The sequence below is a fragment of the Rhodococcus sp. AQ5-07 genome (assembly GCF_009707305.1).
In the GTDB taxonomy this organism is placed as follows: domain Bacteria; phylum Actinomycetota; class Actinomycetes; order Mycobacteriales; family Mycobacteriaceae; genus Rhodococcus_F; species Rhodococcus_F erythropolis.
This window is the reverse complement of the sequence record NZ_CP046099.1, coordinates 4801337-4820107: the sequence shown is the minus strand read 5'-3', so window position 1 is coordinate 4820107 and position 18771 is coordinate 4801337. Positions and strand designations below refer to the sequence as shown.

Sequence of the window (18771 nt, the reverse complement as noted above, 5' to 3'; positions counted from 1 at the left end):
TCGTAAGTCCGATCTGCGACCGACCTACCCCGGTACAGCCCTTGTGGCAAAGTGAAGTCATGACACGAGTGACCGAGTCCCTCAGCACGCAGTTGCCCGACACCTTCGATCAAGCGCGCGCCCGCGTCGAGGACACCTTCGACGAGACTGCCGCCTACCTCGAAGAGACAGCGGCTCGTATCAAGGAGTCCGAGGCAGCCGACAACGCTCGCCGTATCGCCGCGGTGGTCGCCACATCGGTCGCTCGCGGCGCCGGGCAGGTCGGGTTGTTCCTGGGTCGTCAGGGCAAGGTCCTCGCCAAGAAGGGCGTCGAGCGCGCAAAGGCTATCCCCACGAAGTCCGCGGAACGCACCGAGAAGCCTCGCGGCCGCAAGCGCGTCGCCGTGTTCGTCATCGCCGGTGTTGCGGTGATCGGTGGCGCGGTGTTCTTCAAGAGCCGCCGACGCGAGCATCCGCCGGTCGCTTCCGCACCCCCTCGGCTCGAAGAGAACTCGGCCGAGAAGACCGCTTAGTCGACACACGAAAAGCCCCGGAACAGATTGTGTTCCGGGGCTTTTCGATGTTCACGTTCAGCAGTTGGACGGTGCCGGGACGTTGTTGAAGCGATCGATCATGTACCCGACGGATTCGGGTGTACCCACCAGGTACGGCGTTGCATGATTGATTGCCATGCCCGGAATGATCGGGGGCAGTTCGTTGACGGAGAACTGCACCGCCGCGCCCTTGCCGCACCAGTCTCGCGCCAGTTGCTGTCCCTGACCGAACGGAACGATGTCATCGGAGCGGCCATGCTGAATGAGCACGGGCGACTCCGGCGTCAGCTTGCCGATCTTCTGCTCGTCGAGGATCGCCTGCGCCATGGGTAGACGCGCCAGAACTGCGGAGAGTGATTCACCGGAATTGGTGAAGCTCGACGACTGCTGGAAGCCGAACTGCAATCCACTTTCGGCGACGCACTGGTTCTTGGTGGCGGCCAACATCTGTCGGCCGCGATCGTTGATCTCGGCGTCGAGCAGCGGCTGAACCTCGGGGTACTGCGCAAGGATCCCGTTGAGCGCGTAGCCGATCACTCCGGTGAGGAACGTGCCGTCGACCTGCTGCAGCGTCGCCGCCAGATCGGCGGGCGGTGCACCTGCGTACGTGCCCTTGAGATCAAGCTCGGGAGCATACGACGGCTTCAATTCCGTTGCGGCAGCGGCAGCTCCACCACCTTGCGAGTAACCCCACAGTCCGACGGGGCCGTCGGCGGGAATGCCCGTGTTCGGGAGCTGCTGAGCGGCACGCACCGAGTCCAGAACCGCGTGCGCTTCGGCTTCACGGTTGACGTAGGTGTGGTCGCCAGGAGTTCCGAGGCCTTCGTAATCGGTGACTACGACGGCGATGCCGTTGAGCAGCAACGTGTTCACCCAGATGGACTCGTAGCCGACCATGACGTCCGTCGGGAACTGGTACTCGATACCGGTGTTGAACAGTTTGGACGGAGCGCATTGATCGCCCTGCCCATGCGTTCCTACCGCTGCGGCAACCAGTGGACGCGCCCCCTGCCCGGTCCACGGGTTCGACGGTTCGAGGTAGGTCCCCGTCACGGCAACGGGAGCACCCTTGGCGTCCTCGCTTCGGTACATGATCTTGGTGGCGGTTGCCGGCCACGCACCGTTCGATCCGGGCACGCTCAGCAGCAGTGGTGACGGCTCACTCTTGATGAGATCTCCGTTGGCACCTGCCGGAAGCTCCGACGGCGGCGTGTAGAAATCCGCCGGGTCCGCCATTGCGGCAGGGGCCGTCACAGCACCCATGACCAGTGCCGCGACGGAAACCCCGGCCGCCCACCATGCTCTGCTCTTCACGTTTCGATCTCCCCACGCTCGCCTGCGCTGTGGCTTGGCACACAGCGAACGCAGAGTAACACATACCTCACGTAACACTTTTTCGTGAGGTTTTCGCCTTAACAGGCTGACTTACAACCGTTTACGACTACTTCGTGGGCTCCAGATTGGAGGTCAGCAGCGAACGAAGCTTGTCGGTATCAGCCGAGGTCCACGCCTCGGGGTGCAGGATCTTGGCCCACATGTCCGCTGCATCCTCGCCGTAATTGTGACCGTGCCCGGACGGGACGTCAGCCGAGAAGACCATGTCGAGGGTTACCTGCCAGAAGGTCACGAGAGGTACCCACGTCATTCCCGGATCCACGTCGCGACCCAGCGGTTCCTTGAGCCAATCCGGCTTGTTGAGCAGCAGGTCGAAGGACCACCATGTGATCGGGTCGCTGGCGTGCTGCCAGTACACGATGCGATCGTCGTCCCAGTCGGACTTCAGCTCCAGATCTTCCGGATCGCCGGCAAACCGAATTGCCTGGCCACCGTCGATCACCGGCAGGATCTCCGGTGAGCCCGAGTCGCGGCTGTCCGTGATTTCCTGCCACTGAGCAGTGAAGTTGGGCGTTCCGACCCACAGTGCGCCGTCGACGCGCGTCATCATGTCCTGAGCGCCGGCAAATGCGGCCTGGCCACCGTAGGAGCCGAGGCTCTCACCGAAGACAACCAGTTCGGGTCGCGTCTCCACGGGCAGGTCGATCCACTTGGCGTACACCGCGTTGAACAGTGCGCGACCGGCAATCATCGGCGTCTCACGGTCGGCGATGAAGGCCAACGGACTCGGAAGGAACGAGTACTGCATCGACGCGATCGCCGTGTCCCCGCCCTCGACGTACTCGAACGCCGACGCGACGTCCTCGTTCACCCAACCGCGGCCGGTGGTCGTGACAACCGCGAGGGTTCCGCGGTCGAATCCGCCGGTGCGCTCCAACTCGTCGACGACCCGCTGTGCGACACCGTTGATCGAGTCCGAGGATTCGCGTCCGGCGTACACCCGGATCGGTTGCTTCGCTTCACGTCCGGTCAATGCGGTGATCTCGGCCGCGGTGGGACCGCTGCCCATGAAGGTGCGCCCCTCCTGGCCGAGCGAATCCCAGGCTTCGGCGGACATCGGTGAACCACTGCGCTCAGCGATCAAGGGTTGTTCGATGCCGTCCGGTGTTTCGTGATCCGCACCGGAGAAACTCCAGTTCGCGAAGGCAATCAACCCGTTGTACAGCGCACCGTTCACGATGAAGATGCCGAGGGCGAAGATGACGATCAAGCTGCCGACCTTCGCCGCTTCGAGGGGAACGAACCGAAGTGCGACGGCGGTGAGCTTGTTGGTAGTGAAACGAAGACCACGGCCTGCCTCGAGCAGGATGAACCAGATTCCGAGCGAAATCAGCAGCACCAGAAGGTAATTCGCCTGATTGGTGCGAGGAGCTTCGACAAGGTCACGCACGATCTGCTGCCACCACGAACCGAGGACCAAGAACGTCGGAACCAGAATGACGGCCGCGACCAACAGGATTCGCCAGCCGATCTTCTTGGTGCGATCCGACCACTGCGGTTCGACGCCGCACTTGCGGATCATCCAGGCAACCGTCACGCCGACGCCGTATCCCATCGCGAGCGAGATGCCCGTCGCAACGCCCTGCAAGTACCACGCGCGCGGCAACAGGGACGGACTCATCGACCAGGTGAAGAAGACCAGAGCAAAGGCAAGCCCGACCGGGTGCAGCGTCTTGCAGTAGAGGCGCAGCCGTTCCCACACACGTTTCATGCCGGAATCGTATGCGCCCCGTGCCCGAATCAGGTCACGAAGCGCACACGCGTCCAGTCTGTTTACGGGGCGAAGCGCAAAATCGCGGCAACTGCGCCGCCGCCCGGAATGTCCTCGGCGCGAACAGCGAGGACCCGAGCACCCGTCAGGAGCGCACGACGAGCGATCTCGTCGACGACCCCGTATGTACTTCCGTTGGTCGACTCACCGGTCGTGAGAGCGCCCGTCTGGGGATCGAGACTTCCGGGTACAACGGAATCGATGTCGATGAAAACGGTGTCGACCTGTCCGTACGTCGCGGCCGTTGCCACGTCGGCGACGTCGGTTTGAGTGCGACCTTGTTCCGTGCGCACATTGAAGGTGTCCCGCACCGCCGCCAACTGCTCGGCGTGGAAATCGTCGAGCGCCGGACGCGAACCGTCCGCCACTTCCTGCGTCGACAAGGCTTCCGGGTTTCCCTCGACGGTTTTGTCGACCAGGTGGCGGTACGAATTCACGGAGCGATACACCGACGCGATGGGTTCCGCAGCGGCCAGGATCAAGGGGACGTCACGGCCGGCGAGGACACCACGGACCTCGTGATCGACTGCGCGGGCGTACTGATTGACGCGCAGCTTTCGGCTGTCCGAACCCGAGAGCCGACCGGCTTCAGTTCGGCTGTTGATCGAGGACTTACCCGCGTGATCGGCAGCGTTCTTCGGCATTCCCTGAACACGAACCTCGTCGGCCGGTTGATCGGCGGCGATCTCGATCAATCGCACCGAACCTTCGGCGAGAGCGAGAACGAACGCCGTCTGGGGGAAGGTCACCGAACGGAGCAGTGGCTTGAGATGAAACCGATCGCTGACCGTTTCGAGCGCCTGCAGACGGTTGGGCAGGCGGAAGGTCACCAGACGCTCCGGCGTCGCGTACGTGACCAATGAGCGCGACTGGAAGCGCCAGAAATCGTCGTCGTCGTCGAGCTCTGCGTATTCGGCCTCGAACAGCTTGCGCTCGGCCGGATCCTCCACCGATGCGAGTGCCGAGCGGACCTGGTCCTTGAAGGCGATGCGCGCTTTGTCATGATCCTGCGGCGCATCTTCAGTCGGAGTCACGATGGTGATGCAGGTGGGCCCTTCCACCTCCGCGAGTGCGGCAATTTCACCGTGGCTGGGAATGTCGTTGTGAAGCACTACGAACCTCCTGAAATTGGGTTCTCCTCACGCTACGCCCGGCTGGTTATGACCACTAGACTTTCCGGAGAATTCGGGACGAACGGTCCATAGTGGGCGCTGTTCTGGCCACCCCACTCCGAGCGAACGGCATGTTCATCGCCTTCAGTGCGCCGAAAGTGCCGTTCGCTCAAAGGGGAGGGCCACGAGTCGGGCACCGACTGGTCGGACATCGGCATACAAAAACACCCTCCCGGATCCCGGGAGGGTGTTTTCTTACTGTGGAGCCTAGGAGATTCGAACTCCTGACATCTGCCTTGCAAAGGCAGCGCTCTACCAACTGAGCTAAGGCCCCGTTCGGTTTTCTGACCGGAGTCAGAGTACCTAGGTTCTATCCTGTTTCCAAATCGTGCCAAACCTTGTCTCCGCGCTGACTTTTGATCAGCTTGGTGACCCCGAGAGCTACCAGAATTCCGGCCCCGACAAGCAGGAAAACCTTCATTCCAGCAACCCTTCTTCGGCACATGGGAGTGGGCCTAGGAGGACTTGAACCTCCGACCTCTTCATTATCAGTAAAGCGCTCTAACCACCTGAGCTATAGGCCCCTGAACCGATTCCAAAGATTACCCCACCGGGCCGCTGACACCAAAACGGGCCCGGCGGAGCAATGTTTTCGCAGGTCAGTCGCGGTCGGCGAGAGTTACCTCGACGCCACCAACCAGGTCGCTGCAGAGGTTGTAGATGAACGATCCGATCGTGACGAGTGCCGTGAAAAGCACCATGTTCGCGATACCGATCAGCGCGGCGTAGCCGAACACCTGGCCGGCCGTCACCAGACCGTCGGAGCCGCCGTCGGCAACGATGTCGGTGAACGCGTTGTTCAGGCGATCCCAGACGCCCATGCCGTCGAGAACGACGTAGAGCAGTCCGACGGCCACCATCCACACGAAGAACAGCGACACGGAGATCACGGACGTGATCTTGAGCGTGGACCACGGGTCGATACGACGGATCTGGACCGTTGCGCGCAGTGGCGCACCGTCCACGACCGAAGCCGATACGGCGTGAGTTTTCTCACCCTTCACCGCAGCAGGCAACGGATGCTTGGCCTCGGAGAGGTCAGGCATGTCCTTCGGCAGATCCTTGCGATCGATGTGCCGAGTCGGCCCGTCGATCGCGGCGGCTTTTGCTTTCGGATTAGCGACGGTGGGATTGGCGGCCGTGGCATTTGCAGCCTTGGGATTTGCGCCCGAGGGTGCAACAGCCTTGGCTGCCGCTGCGCCGGCGACGCCACCAGTAGCTGCGGCAGCTGCCGTTCCTGTCACGACAGGACGCGCCGACGGGTTGCCGGCAGGACGACCTGTCTGTGCACCGGCAGCAGGGCGACCCGCCTGCGGCTGTCCCTTCGGCGCACCACCCTGTGCGGGGGTTTTGGCCGGACCACCCTGTGCCGGACCACCCTGCGCCGGGCCTGCCGCAGCAGGACGCTGCGGACCCGCAGGCGGCTTACCCCCAGCAGGAGCTGCCTGTCGACCTGCAGGAGCACCAGCGCCGGCCGGGCGCGTGATGTTGGTCTGCGGCTGACTTTGCGGAGCCTGATTCTGCGGTGGCTGAGCCTTCGACGCCGGGGCCTTGGACCCCGGATTCTGAGCAGGAGCCTTCGGCGCCTGAGATGGCTGCCCCTGAGGCTGGCCTGACGGCTGGGGTCCCCGTTGCCACGGCGGTGCCTGGCTGCCACGAGCCTGATTGGCGACCGGTTGCGGCGGAGCCTGACCATCACCCTTCGCCGGAGTTACCGGCGCAACCGGAGCCACAGAAGGAACGGAAGGAGCCTGGCCCTTGGCCGCACCCGCGGCGTCGGGAGCCGCAGCCGCCGGTTTCTGGGCCGAATCCGACGGGCCGCGAGGCGGCTCCGGTGCCTTAGGCGCCGGAGCTGCCTCGGAAGCTTTGGGTCCGCCGTCCGCTGGAGCTGCAGGTTTCGAGGTCTGCGGCCCCGCCGGAGCAGTTGCCTGCTCCGGCTTCGGTGGCGTCGAACCTGAAGTGCTTTCACTCTTCTGGTCACTGCCCGGCTGGTTGGGAGTGCTCACTAGGACTCCTTAGCTCCATCGGCATTGTCTGCGTTGTCGGTGGTCTCTGCAGCGAGCTCTTCGGGCTCGTCGGCGTTGCGCGCAATCGCGAGCAATGTGTCGCCTTCGCCGAGGTTCATCAGACGCACGCCCTTGGTCTGGCGTCCCGCCTTACGAACCTGCTTGGCAGCCGTCCTGATGACGCCGCCGCCCGAGGTGATCGCGTACAGCTCGTCGTCGTCGTCGACGATGAGCGCACCGACCAGAGTGCCACGTTTCTTGTCGTACTGAATCGTGAGCACGCCCTTGCCGCCGCGACCCTGCACCGGGTAATCCTCCATGCCGGTTCGCTTGGAGTAACCGCCCGAGGTGGCGACCAGGAGGAACGTTCCTTCACGAACGACGTTGAGCGAGAGCAGCTCGTCGTCACCGTTGAAACGCATGCCCTGGACACCGGAAGTGGCGCGGCCCATCGGACGCAGTGCCTCGTCGGTGGCCGAGAAGCGGATCGACTGGCCCTGTGCCGAGACCAGGAGCAGGTCGTCGTCGGCGGAGCAGAGAACAGCGCCGACCAGTTCGTCTTCACCGCGCAGGTTGATGGCGACGATGCCACCGCTGCGGTTGGAGTCGAAGTCGGTGAGCTTGGACTTCTTGACCAGACCGTTGCGAGTGGCGAGCACCAGGTAAGGCGCGTCTTCGTACGTCTTGATCTGGATGACGGACTGGATGCGCTCGTCCGGCTGGAAGGCCAGGAGGTTGGCAACGTGCTGACCGCGAGCGGTACGGCTCGCCTCGGGCAGCTCGTAAGCCTTCGCGCGGTAGACGCGGCCCTTCGTGGTGAAGAACAGCAGCCAGTCGTGCGTCGAGGTGACGAAGAAGTGCGAGACGATGTCGTCCTGCTTGAGGCCGGCACCCTGAACACCCTTGCCGCCGCGCTTCTGCGATCGGTAGAGATCAGTCTTGGTGCGCTTGGCGTAACCGGTCTCGGTGATCGTGACGACGACGTCTTCGCGGGCGATCAGATCCTCGTCGTTGACGTCTCCGTCGGCGGCGATGATGCGGGTACGACGGTCGTCGCCGTACTTGTCGACGATTTCCTTGAGCTCGTCACGAACGATCGCGCGCTGACGCTCCGGGCGAGCCAGAATGTCTTCGAGGTCCGCGATTTCGAGTTCGATCTCGGCCAACTCGTCGACGATCTTCTGACGCTCGAGGGCGGCCAGACGACGCAGCTGCATGCCGAGGATGGCGTCGGCCTGGATCTCGTCGACGTCGAGGAGTTCCATCAATCCGGCGCGAGCGATGTCGACGGTCTGCGACGCACGGATCAAGGCGATGACCTCGTCCAGAGCGTCGAGCGCCTTGACCAGACCGCGCAGGATGTGGGCGCGCTCCTGTGCCTTGCGAAGCAGGTACCTGGTACGACGAACGATGACCTCGAGCTGATGCGTCGTGTACAGACGGATCATCTGGTCGAGGCGCAGCGTGCGCGGCACTCCGTCGACGATGGAGAGCATGTTGCAGCCGAAGCTGGTCTGCAGCTGGGTGTGCTTGTAAAGGTTGTTCAGCACGACCTTGGCAACGGCGTCACGCTTGACGGTGACGACGATGCGCATGCCGACGCGGTCCGAGGACTCGTCGTGGATGTCGGAGATGCCACCGATCTTCGCGTCACGAACCTGCTCCGCGATGGAGGTGATCAGGTTGTCCGGGTTGACCTGGTAGGGCAGCTCGGTGATGACGATCGTGGTGCGGCCCTTGGCATCTTCTTCGATCTCGACGACGCCGCGCATACGAACGGAGCCACGACCGGTGGTGTAGGCATCCTGGATGCCCTGTCCACCGACGATGAGCCCGTGCGTCGGGAAGTCGGGTCCCTTGATGCGCTCCATGACGGCCGCGAGGGTGGCTTCCTCGTCCGCCTCGAAGTTCTCGAGCGCCCAGTAGATGGCCTCGGCAACTTCACGCAGGTTGTGCGGCGGAATGTTGGTGGCCATACCGACGGCGATGCCGTTGGAACCGTTGATCAGAAGGTTCGGGATACGGCTGGGCAGAACCGTCGGTTCCTGCGTCTTGCCGTCGTAGTTCGGGGTGAAATCGACTGTCTCGTGGTCGATTTCGCGCAGCATTTCCATCGCGAGCGGCGTGAGCCTGCACTCGGTGTAACGCATGGCGGCTGCGCCGTCGTTGCCGCGGGATCCGAAGTTTCCCTGACCGTCGACGAGCGGGTAACGCAGTGACCACGGCTGGGCCATACGGACCAACGTGTCGTAGATCGAGGAGTCGCCGTGGGGGTGGTAGTTACCCATGGTCTCGGCGACCGGTCGGGCAGACTTCACGTATCCGCGGTCTGGGCGATATCCGTTGTCGTACATCGCGTAGAGCACGCGGCGGTGCACCGGCTTGAGTCCGTCGCGGACATCCGGCAGAGCGCGACCGACGATGACGCTCATGGCGTAGTCGATGTAGCTGTTCTGCATTTCCTGCTGGATGTCGACCGGTTCGATCCGGTCGTGTTGCGGACCGTCCGGTGGCAACGTGGTGTCGGTCATGAGCTCACTTTCTTAAAAGAGGGGGCAAGCCCCTGTGCGCGGAAAAGGAGTCCGGGGACTCCGAAACCGCTCACAGGGCCGCAGGCCTACACGTCGAGGAAACGAACGTCCCGGGCATTGCGGGTGATGAAGCTGCGTCGTGCTTCGACGTCTTCGCCCATCAGCACGCTGAACAGCTCGTCGGCAGCAGCCGCATCGTCGAGCGTGACGAGACGCAGAACGCGCACCGTCGGGTCCATCGTGGTTTCCCACAGCTCCTTGGCGTTCATCTCGCCGAGGCCTTTGTAGCGCTGGATGCCGTCGTCCTTGTTGATCTTCTTGCCGGACTCGAGGCCTGCCTTGACCATCGCGTCGCGCTCGCGGTCGGAGTACGCGAATTCCGGTTGCGCACCCTTCTGCCACTTGAGCTTGTACAGCGGCGGCTGCGCGAGGTAGACCTTGCCGTGCTCGACGAGCGGCCGCATGAAGCGGAACAGCAGCGTGAGCAGCAGCGTTGCGATGTGCTGACCGTCGACGTCGGCGTCGGCCATGAGCACGATCTTGTGATAGCGCAGCTTGGCGATGTCGAACTCGTCGTGGATGCCCGTGCCGAACGCGGTGATGATCGACTGGACTTCGGTGTTCTTGAGGACGCGATCGATTCGCGCCTTCTCGACGTTGATGATCTTTCCGCGAAGCGGGAGGATCGCCTGGTACATCGAGTCTCGGCCGGACTTGGCCGAGCCGCCTGCGGAGTCGCCCTCCACGATGTAGATCTCGGACTTCTCCGGATCGTTGGAGCGGCAATCGGCGAGCTTGCCTGGCAGGCCACCGAGGTCGGTCGCACTCTTACGACGGACCAGCTCACGCGCCTTACGCGCGGCGACGCGGGCCTGCGCCGACGAAACAGCCTTGTTCACAATGGTTTTCGCGTCGGCGGGGTTCGCCTCGAACCAGTGCGCGAGGTGCTCGTTGCACGCCTTCTGTACGAAGGACTTGACCTCGGTGTTGCCGAGCTTGGTCTTGGTCTGACCCTCGAACTGGGGTTCACCGACCTTCACCGAGATGATGGCCGCGAGTCCTTCACGGATGTCGTCACCGGTGAGCTTGGGATCCTTGTCCTTGAGCAGCTTCTTTTCGAGCGCGTACTTGTTGACCGTTGCGGTCAGTGCGGCGCGGAAGCCCTCTTCGTGGGTACCACCCTCGTGGGTGTTGATCGTGTTGGCGAAGGTGTGCACGGACTCCGAGTAGCCGGAGTTCCACTGCATTGCGACCTCGAGCTCGTGGCCGGTGCCCTTGGCGGTGAATCCCACGACCGAGTTGTGGATCGGGGTCTTGCTCTTGTTGATGTGCCGGACGTAGTCCTCGAGTCCACCGGGGTAGTGGTAGATACGGGTCTTGGACTTACGCGGCGCTGCCTGAGCAGCTTCTTCGGCTTCTTCGGCAGCAGACTTGGGAGCCTCGGCCACCTCGGCAGCTTCGTCGTCGATGACCTCGGCGCGCTCGTCGGTCAGCGTGATGGTCAGGCCCTTGTTGAGGAAGGCCATTTCCTGCAGACGACGCGCAACGGTCTCGAAGTTGTAGCGGGTGGTCTCGAAGATCTCGGGATCAGCCCAGAAACTGACGGTGGTGCCGGTCTCCTTCGTCGGGTCGCCCTGTACGAGCTCCCCCGGCTTGGAATCGGTGTACGTCTGCTGCCACCGGTAGCCGTCGACCTTGATGTCGACGTCGAGCCGGGTGGAGAGCGCGTTGACCACCGAGATACCGACGCCGTGCAGACCACCGGAGACGGCGTAGGAGTCGGAGTCGAACTTGCCGCCGGCGTGCAGCTGGGTCAGCACGACCTCGACGGTGGGTACTCCGGAGGCGTGCATGCCGACCGGGATGCCACGGCCGTCGTCGATGACGCGGATTCCGCCGTCTTCGAGGAGGGTGACCTCGACCTTGGTGGCGTGTCCGGCCATCGCCTCGTCGACCGAGTTGTCGACGACCTCCCAAATGAGGTGGTGCAGGCCGCGTTCACCGGTGGAACCGATGTACATGCCTGGACGCTTACGTACCGCCTCGAGTCCTTCGAGGACGGTGATGGACGACGCGTTGTAGTCCTTGCTGGAAGTGCTTGTATCTGACTTCTGGGCAGCCACGGGTGGGTAGCTCTCCTTCTCCGTCAATACTCGAGCGCAGCCGTCAGCAAGCCCTTGCGGGTGTCGTCGGAGCGGGTTCGAGAATGTTGCCGCTAGTTACCGTTGACCATCTTACTGGTAAGCACCGACTAGAAGCGGCCAATGACACCCCTGGCTGCGCCGCAGACGAATTTTTACGATCCCCTGAAGGTGAAACGCTAGGAACTTTGCTTCTCCGAGCGACGCTCTCTCAGGCTCGCGATAAATGCCCGCGCATGTTCGGCAACCTCGCCCGGATGTGAAAACGGCGACCAGTGTCCCGCGGCAATTTCACGTCGCTGCAGGTCGGAGACCCATTTTTCGGTGTCTTCGTATCCCACCGGGCGAACGGCTTTGTCGTACTTGTTCAGAATGAGCTGAACAGGCACGTCCGTGTACCGATCCCGCGGCTTGCCGAGAGACGGCCGGATGTTCGCGCGATAAAGCTTGAGTCCGTTCACCATGTCGTCGGCGATGGTGGGCGCGGTGTTGACCACACGGGGGTCCAGACCGTCGAAGAAGCCCAGAAATGCCGGCCAGTGCTTGGAGAACCACAGACGCAACGGGAGGGTGCACAGCCCGGGAATCTGGAACAGAACGGTGTAGGCCGACGCAATTCCCTGCGCCGCTGGGCCGAGGAAACGACGCTTGGACACGCTCGCCCGGATCCACTTGCCGAGATGATCGAGATTGGGGCCCGAGATGGACGAGAACGACGCGATCTTCTCTTCGGCACCCGGCTCGCAGACCGCTTCCCACGTTTCCACGGATCCCCAGTCATGTGCCAGGACGTGCACCGGCTTGCCCGGGCTGACCGCGTCGATGACGGCAAAAAGATCGCCGGCCAGTGCGCTCAGTTGGTAGTCCTGCACCCTCGAGGGGATCGTGCTCTCACCGGCCCCGCGGCTGTCGTAGCTGACGACGCGGAAGTCGTCTGCCAGCAAAGGCACGATGCGGTTCCACAATTCATGGGTGTCGGGCCAACCATGCACCAGGACGATGGTCTCGCCGTCTGCCTTGCCCTGCTCGAACACTGCCAGGCTGACGGAACCGTTGGTCACGCGACGCGCGGTCACGGCATGGACAGGAGAGTGCTTCGACATTGTCGAACCCTTCGGAGTCGGGAAATATCTAGAGATCGAGAACGAGACGTCCACCGTCGGAACGGGATACGCAGATGAGCATCTCCGTTTCCTGTTCGGTGTCGGTCAGACGCCTTTCGCGGTGATCGGGCTTGCCCGCGAGTACCTTCACACGACAGGTTCCGCAGAAACCCTGCTGACACGAGTACCCGACACCGGGCAATGTCTTCTTGATGACGTCGAGCGCGGACTCGTCGGCGGGCACGGTGAGCACCTGACCCGAATTGACCAGCTGCACTTCGAATTCCTTGCCGTCGATCACCGGCGGAGCCCCGAACCGCTCGAAATGCAAAGCAGTGGAGGGTGTATCGCGGAATCCGCGGCGGACGGCGTCGAGCATCGGCGTCGGGCCGCAGCAGTACACGGCGCCGCCGACCGGCGCTCGTCCGAGAAGGTCTGCGGTGGTGGGCAATCCGAACTCGTCGTCCGGGCGCACGAAGACACGCTCGGGTTCCCAGCTCGCGATCTCGTCGAGGAACGGCATGGATTCACGAGAGCGGCCCGAGTACACGAAGTACCAGTCCATTCCCAATTCTCTTGCCGCACGGACCATTGCGATGATCGGCGTGATACCGATACCGCCGGCAACAAACAGCGCACTGCCTTCACCCACAAAGGGAAATCCGTTGCGAGGGCCGCGTACCGTGACGTGCTCACCCGGCTTGAGAGCGTGCATCTCGATGGAACCGCCACCGCCGTCGGGGATCCGACGAACCGCGACGCTGTATCCCGTGCGATCGGCAGGGTCGCCGCATAGCGAATACTGACGCCGCAGACCCGAAGGTAGATGGAAGTCCAGGTGCGAACCCGGATGCCACGGCGGAATCGGTGAACCGTCGGCGGATTCGAAGCGCAGGCGAACGACGTTCTCGTCGGTCGCCACCACCTCACGCGTACTGACCACCATGTTCATGGCCGTGTCGGGGTTGTGGCCAGCGATCTCGGGGTTGTAGTCGTAGGCCGTCAACACCCGAAGGTACTTGTCCGCCAATAACTCCGTGATGCGCATGGCACGGTCGGGACGGTTCTTTCCGGACAAATCGGGTGGCGCCGGAAAACGCGGCAACCCGTCGTGCCCGGAGATGACGTCCTTGACCCTCGAGAGTGAAATCACCGTGCAGCCGCCTGAGCTGCGGGTGACGACGCCAGGTACTGCACCGCCTGGGCGGTCGAGCCCTCGTTACTGGGGTGATAGGACTTGCTGAAGTACGTCGACATCCGCTTGACCAGCTCGAACGACGTGGGAACTGTGCCACGCTTTCCGGCCGCGATGAAATCGGACAGGTGGGGTCGTCGACGGCTGGGAGCCTGAGCGGCAAGCTCGGGATCGTTGCGCATCAAGAACCGGGTTCCACGAATCCACAGCCACACGATTGCGGGCGTGACGAGGATCTGGGTACGGATCCGGCGGGTCTCACGCTTGTCGAAGTAGCGCATCACGTCGTACGCGACGGCGCGGTGTTCGACTTCTTCGGCGCCGTGCCAGCGAAGAAGATCAAGCATGGTCGGGTGCATGCCGGCTTTGTCGAGCCCCTTGGCGTTGAGCACCCAGTCGCCGAGGAAAGCAGTGATGTGTTCGATGGCCGCGATGATCGCCAAGCGCTCCACCAGGTGATTCTCGGCGCGCAGTCCCGTCATCGGGCGCGGGCCGAGCAGTTTCGAGAATGCCCACTCCATCTGCTGGGTGTACGGCGTCGGATCCAGGCCGTTTTCCTTCAGATGGACGAGGACACCCGAGTGCGCGTTGGAGTGCATCGCCTCTTGGCCGATGAATCCGACGACGTCTTCACGGAGTTTCTCGTCCTCGATCAGAGGAAGAGCTTCCTTGAAGGTCTCGACAAACCACTCCTCACCGGCTGGGAGGAGGAGGTGAAGCACGTTGAGAACGTGTGTGCTGAACGGATCGCCCGGAATCCAGTGCATGGGCAGATCGGACCAGTCGAACTCGACATTGCGAGCCTGCAACAGGATGTGATCCGGCTCGGCGAACGACGAAGCGGGTGTCGATATCTTCTGCGACATCTAGCTACTCCTTCATGCCTGCCGATCGGTAGGGAACGACAGCCTTCTGACACAGTTCACTCACTAGCGAGTTTTAACTGTAACACGAAGTAATAGGTAGAACCAGGTCCTGGTTGAGTTTTCCTCAGCCGTACGTATCGCGAGGTCCGCGGCCTTTCACATGCCTTTCACCCTTGCGCCAGCTAGGCGCACTCGGACCGGTGATGCGCAGTGTCTTCACGACGCCGTCACCGACGGCAGCAGCGATCTTGGCCAGAATCTGGGACTGCATCATGCGCAACTGGGTAGCCCAAGCCGTCGACTCGGCGGAGATGCTGAGAACACCTTCTTTCAGAGAGATCGGCTCGGCGTGCGCGGAGATGTCTTCTCCGACGACCTGCGGCCATCGACCGAGGACCGTGCCCTCGGACACCTTGGGGGACCATCCACGCGACTTGGAGATAGCGCTGGTGAGAGCACCGAACGGCTGAGGGTCCCGCGCATCCGGGCCGGGGCCGGACCAACCGCTGCGTCGACGCGGGCGGCCACTTCCGTATTTGGGCGACGAGCGCCCCTGCCCGACGGCCTTGCCGTTGGCTTTGGCTGTCGCGCGTGCCTCCTCGAGGGCACGGCGCGCCAGATCGATCCCCTTGAGCTCGGGCTCCGGGGCCGCGCTGCTGTCTTCAGTCATCGAACTCGACCTCCTGATCCGTCGAGCCTACGGGCACTATCCGGGATATCCGACCGTCCCCGGTATCGGAGGCTTCGACGCCGAACTTGGCCGCCTCGAGTTCGTCCGGTACGTCCTCGGGAACGGCGGCCGTGATCAGCACCTGTTCTGCGGTAGCCGCAACGGTGGCGAGCGCACGACGCCGACGACGGTCCAATTCCGCGAATACGTCGTCGAGCATCAGGACCGGGTCGCTGCCGTCCGCGCGCAACAGGGCAAAACCTGCCAGTCTCAGCGAAAGCGCGAACGACCACGATTCACCATGACTGGCAAAGCCTTTCGCCGGACTGTCGCCGAGAACCAGCTCCAGGTCGTCCCGATGCGGACCGACCAGACACACTCCGCGATCGATTTCCTTCGACCTCATCTGTGCCAACTCGAGATGGAATCTCTCCTCGAGGTATGCAACGTCGTCGATGCCGGAAATCCTTGCAGGATCAGTGAATTCGGGATCCAACGACGAACCCAGGCTGCTCTTGTATCGAATCGACGCCGGCCGGGACTCGGGTGCGATGGAACGATACGACTCCGCCAGGTGGGGCGCCAGATCATGGACCAACTCGAGGCGCCCGGCCAACAATTGTGCGCCGTGAGCGGCCAGATGCCCGTCCCACACCTCGAGGGTTGAGAGGACGTTGTCGGACTCGCCACCACGAGAACCGCGACGCAAAGCCGCACCCGCAGTTTTGAGTAGGGCTGAGCGCTGACGCAGCACTTTGTCGTAATCCGCACGGACAGCAGCCATTCGGGGTATCCGGGACGTCAACAACTCGTCGAGATAGCGCCGACGATCACCAGGATCACCGCGAACCAACGACAGATCTTCCGGCGCGAACATCACCGACTGAAGAATCCCCAACACTTCACGCGGACGACGTGTCGGCGACTGATTTATCCTGGCGCGGTTGGACTTTCCCTCGATCAGTTCGACGTCGATGGTCAGTTCGCGCCCGTTGTTGACCACGGTTGCACCGGCAAAAGCACTGGCGGAACCGCTGCGGATCATCGGTGCATCCGTGGACACTCGATGAGACGACAGCGTGGACAGATACCCCAGTGACTCGAGGACGTTGGTTTTACCGTGCCCGTTCGAACCGAGGAAGACAGTTGTTCCCGGCGTGAGGTCCAGCGTCAGCGAATCCCAGGATCGGAAATCCCGCAGCGAAAATCTACGAACGAACACTTAGCTTCCAGAAGCCGAATTCTTGGGCGAAGCGCTCTTGACCGCGTGACCACCGAACTGATTACGCAAGGCCGACACCGCCTTCATGGCCGGTGAATCATCCTGTCGTGAAGCAAATCTCGCGAACAGAGCAGCGGAGATGACGGGAGCGGGGACAGCGTGCTTGATGGCTTCCTCTACCGTCCAGCGGCCCTCACCGGAATCCTCGGTATAGCCCGTGATCTGCGCAAGCTCCGGATCCTCCTCGAGGGCGTCGACAAGCAGATCGAGCAACCACGAACGTACGACGGTTCCCTTCGACCAAGCTCGGAGCACGCCCGGTACGTCCGCGATCAGGCTTTCCGCCTCGAGGAGCTCGTACCCCTCGGCATACGCCTGCATCAGGCCGTATTCGATGCCGTTGTGCACCATCTTCGCGTAATGACCAGCACCGACGGGACCGGCGTGGACAAAACCGTCTGCAGCGTCGCCGTCGGGGCGAAGGGCGTCGAAGATCGGCATTGCCTTCGCCACGTCGGGCTCGGATCCGCCCACCATCAGGCCGTAGCCGTTCTCACGGCCCCAGATACCACCGGAGACACCGCAGTCGAGGAAACCGATCCCACGGGCGCCCAGAAGCTCGGCATGGACAGCGTCGTCGGTGTAGCGCGAGTTCCCACCGTCGATGACCAGATCGCCGCCCTCGAGGGCATCAGCCAGTTCGGCAATGGTGCTCTGGGTGATTTCACCGGCCGGAACCATGACCCAGACGACTCGAGGTCCCTCGAGGGAAGCAGCGAGTTCGGCAAGTGACCCGACATCGGTGACTTCCGGTCGAGGGTCGTATCCGATCACCTCGAGGCCATGCGCGCGTAAGCGCTCACGCATGTTGAAACCCATCTTGCCGAGACCTACGAGTCCGATCTTCATACTGTTCTCCCTGGTCAGGCGCGAACTGAAGTGCGGGGTACCACTCAGCCCGGGAGGCGAACCGGCATCAGCAGGTACGTGTACTCGCTCGAGGGCGCAGCGAAGTTACCGGACTCGTCTGCCGTGGGCTCTTCCTCGGCCGCGGGGCGAAGAACAGCCGGACGGCTGGGAGTGGTGAAGCCGAACAGAACGTTTTCGCTGTGAAGCGAGTTCAACCCGTCGATCAGGTAACCGGGGTTGAACGCAATGGTGAGTGCTTCGCCCTGGAACGACGCGTTGAGTGTCTCTTCTGCGCGGCCGGCGTCGTCGCCACCCGCAGAGAGGAGCAGGCCGTCAGCGGAGAACTGCATGCGAACCTGTGCGCCACGCTCGGCGACGAGTGCTACACGCTTGATGGCCTCGATGAGAGGCGTGACCTCGACCGTTGCCATCGCGGTGTGCTGAGCAGGCAGCAACTGACGGAACTTCGGGAACTCGGCGTCGAGGAGGCGCGTCGTGGTGCGGCGTCCGTCGTTGACGATGCCGAGGAGTCCGTCGTTTCCGATGGTCGTACCGGAACCGAGAGCCAACTCGACCGGCGAATTTGCATTGCCGGCAAGCGTTTTCGCGGACTCGGACAGAGTCTTGGCAGGGATGAGAACAGCAGCCTGGACGTCAGGGTTTGCCGGAGTCCACTCGAGTTCACGAACGGCGAGACGGAAGCGGTCGGTAGCGGCGAGGACGATCGAATTCTGTTCGATCTCGACACGGATACCTGTGAGCATCGGAAGGGTGTCGTCCTTGCCGGCTGCTACGGCTACCTGGCTGATGGCTTCGGAGAACAGGTCGACGGGAATGGACCCGGACTGCTGCGGAAGCGTCGGAAGCTGGGGGTAGTCCTCGACCGGCATCGTGGGCAGGGAGAACTTGGCGCTTCCGCAGGAGATGAGCACGCGAGTGCCCTCGAGGGTCACATCGACCGGCTTGTTGGGAAGCGACTTGGTGATATCGGCAAGCAGGCGTCCGGAGACGAGTGCCTGACCTGCAGTCGTGACATCTGCCGAGACGCGGACCTGCGCAGATACCTCGTAGTCGAACCCGGAAACGGTGAGGCCGGCTTCGGTTGCGTCGAGAAGAACTCCGCCGAGAACCGGCACAGGCGGCCTCGAGGGCAGGCTACGAGCAACCCACGCTACTGAATCAGCGAACTCTTCCCGGGAAACGCGAAACTTCAGGCTTCCAAGCTCCATCGCCGGGTTATTCCTCTCGGTAGGCATG

At 62.8% G+C, this 18771-nt stretch carries 14 protein-coding genes and 2 tRNA genes; 1 reads left to right on the top strand and 15 read right to left on the bottom strand.

Annotation, left to right across the window (positions count from 1 at the left end):
- Nucleotides 1-59 precede the first annotated feature (59 nt).
- Nucleotides 60-512: a hypothetical protein gene (locus GJB56_RS22460; RefSeq protein ID WP_230091047.1), complete on the top strand. Its 453-nt coding sequence runs from the start codon at nucleotides 60-62 to the stop codon at nucleotides 510-512.
- Between the two features lie 57 nt (nucleotides 513-569).
- On the opposite strand, the gene GJB56_RS22455 is transcribed toward GJB56_RS22460, so the two are convergent.
- The 15 genes from GJB56_RS22455 to dnaN form a co-directional block, all read right to left on the bottom strand.
- Nucleotides 570-1847 (bottom strand): lipase family protein, encoded by a 1278-nt coding sequence (locus GJB56_RS22455; protein WP_029256819.1) that lies wholly within the window; start codon nucleotides 1845-1847, stop codon nucleotides 570-572.
- A 127-nt stretch (nucleotides 1848-1974) separates the two neighbouring features.
- Nucleotides 1975-3639 carry an alpha/beta hydrolase gene (locus GJB56_RS22450; RefSeq protein WP_019746219.1) on the bottom strand — a complete coding sequence of 555 codons (1665 nt, stop codon included), beginning with the start codon at nucleotides 3637-3639 and terminating at the stop codon, nucleotides 1975-1977.
- Nucleotides 3640-3701: 62 nt separating this feature from the next.
- Nucleotides 3702-4811 carry a baeRF11 domain-containing protein gene (locus GJB56_RS22445; RefSeq protein ID WP_003942559.1) on the bottom strand — a complete coding sequence of 370 codons (1110 nt, stop codon included), beginning with the start codon at nucleotides 4809-4811 and terminating at the stop codon, nucleotides 3702-3704.
- A gap of 261 nt (nucleotides 4812-5072) precedes the next feature.
- A tRNA-Ala gene (locus tag GJB56_RS22440) sits at nucleotides 5073-5145 on the bottom strand.
- A gap of 176 nt (nucleotides 5146-5321) precedes the next feature.
- Nucleotides 5322-5395 (bottom strand) — tRNA-Ile (locus GJB56_RS22435).
- 75 nt (nucleotides 5396-5470) lie between these two features.
- Complete coding sequence (locus GJB56_RS22430; protein WP_113683380.1) at nucleotides 5471-6877, bottom strand: DUF3566 domain-containing protein; 1407 nt, start codon at nucleotides 6875-6877, stop codon at nucleotides 5471-5473.
- The gene (gene gyrA, locus GJB56_RS22425; RefSeq protein WP_019746215.1) at nucleotides 6877-9408 is read right to left on the bottom strand and encodes a DNA gyrase subunit A; all 2532 of its coding nucleotides are present in this window, start codon (nucleotides 9406-9408) and stop codon (nucleotides 6877-6879) included. Before gyrA ends, GJB56_RS22430 begins: the two co-directional genes overlap by 1 nt.
- 86 nt (nucleotides 9409-9494) lie before the next feature.
- Nucleotides 9495-11531 (bottom strand): DNA topoisomerase (ATP-hydrolyzing) subunit B, encoded by a 2037-nt coding sequence (gyrB, locus tag GJB56_RS22420; protein WP_003942515.1) that lies wholly within the window; start codon nucleotides 11529-11531, stop codon nucleotides 9495-9497.
- A gap of 197 nt (nucleotides 11532-11728) precedes the next feature.
- Nucleotides 11729-12652: an alpha/beta fold hydrolase gene (locus GJB56_RS22415; RefSeq protein WP_003942581.1), complete on the bottom strand. Its 924-nt coding sequence runs from the start codon at nucleotides 12650-12652 to the stop codon at nucleotides 11729-11731.
- Between the two features lie 28 nt (nucleotides 12653-12680).
- On the bottom strand, nucleotides 12681-13802 hold the full coding sequence (locus tag GJB56_RS22410) for a PDR/VanB family oxidoreductase (RefSeq protein ID WP_042950189.1): 1122 nt from the start codon (nucleotides 13800-13802) through the stop codon (nucleotides 12681-12683).
- Nucleotides 13802-14713 (bottom strand): metal-dependent hydrolase, encoded by a 912-nt coding sequence (locus GJB56_RS22405; protein WP_007729174.1) that lies wholly within the window; start codon nucleotides 14711-14713, stop codon nucleotides 13802-13804. Before GJB56_RS22405 ends, GJB56_RS22410 begins: the two co-directional genes overlap by 1 nt.
- Nucleotides 14714-14837: 124 nt before the next feature.
- Nucleotides 14838-15383: a DUF721 family protein gene (locus tag GJB56_RS22400; protein WP_003942471.1), complete on the bottom strand. Its 546-nt coding sequence runs from the start codon at nucleotides 15381-15383 to the stop codon at nucleotides 14838-14840.
- Nucleotides 15376-16605, bottom strand: coding sequence for a DNA replication/repair protein RecF (recF, locus tag GJB56_RS22395; protein WP_020905610.1), 1230 nt, complete (start codon nucleotides 16603-16605; stop codon nucleotides 15376-15378). Before recF ends, GJB56_RS22400 begins: the two co-directional genes overlap by 8 nt.
- Nucleotides 16606-17514 (bottom strand): phosphogluconate dehydrogenase (NAD(+)-dependent, decarboxylating), encoded by a 909-nt coding sequence (gnd, locus tag GJB56_RS22390; RefSeq protein ID WP_019746211.1) that lies wholly within the window; start codon nucleotides 17512-17514, stop codon nucleotides 16606-16608.
- 44 nt (nucleotides 17515-17558) lie between these two features.
- Complete coding sequence (gene dnaN, locus GJB56_RS22385) at nucleotides 17559-18743, bottom strand: DNA polymerase III subunit beta (RefSeq protein ID WP_007729165.1); 1185 nt, start codon at nucleotides 18741-18743, stop codon at nucleotides 17559-17561.
- Nucleotides 18744-18771 lie beyond the last annotated feature (28 nt).

Bases quoted from the DNA above. Each gene is read 5' to 3' on its own strand.
- GJB56_RS22460 (WP_230091047.1), top strand. From the start codon at position 60: ATGACACGAGTGACCGAGTCCCTCAGCACGCAGTTGCCCGACACCTTC.
- GJB56_RS22450 (WP_019746219.1), bottom strand. From the start codon at position 3,639: ATGAAACGTGTGTGGGAACGGCTGCGCCTCTACTGCAAGACGCTGCAC.
- gyrA (WP_019746215.1), bottom strand. From the start codon at position 9,408: ATGACCGACACCACGTTGCCACCGGACGGTCCGCAACACGACCGGATC.
- GJB56_RS22415 (WP_003942581.1), bottom strand. From the start codon at position 12,652: ATGTCGAAGCACTCTCCTGTCCATGCCGTGACCGCGCGTCGCGTGACC.
- GJB56_RS22405 (WP_007729174.1), bottom strand. From the start codon at position 14,713: ATGTCGCAGAAGATATCGACACCCGCTTCGTCGTTCGCCGAGCCGGAT.
- GJB56_RS22400 (WP_003942471.1), bottom strand. From the start codon at position 15,383: ATGACTGAAGACAGCAGCGCGGCCCCGGAGCCCGAGCTCAAGGGGATC.
- gnd (WP_019746211.1), bottom strand. From the start codon at position 17,514: ATGAAGATCGGACTCGTAGGTCTCGGCAAGATGGGTTTCAACATGCGT.
- dnaN (WP_007729165.1), bottom strand. From the start codon at position 18,743: ATGGAGCTTGGAAGCCTGAAGTTTCGCGTTTCCCGGGAAGAGTTCGCT.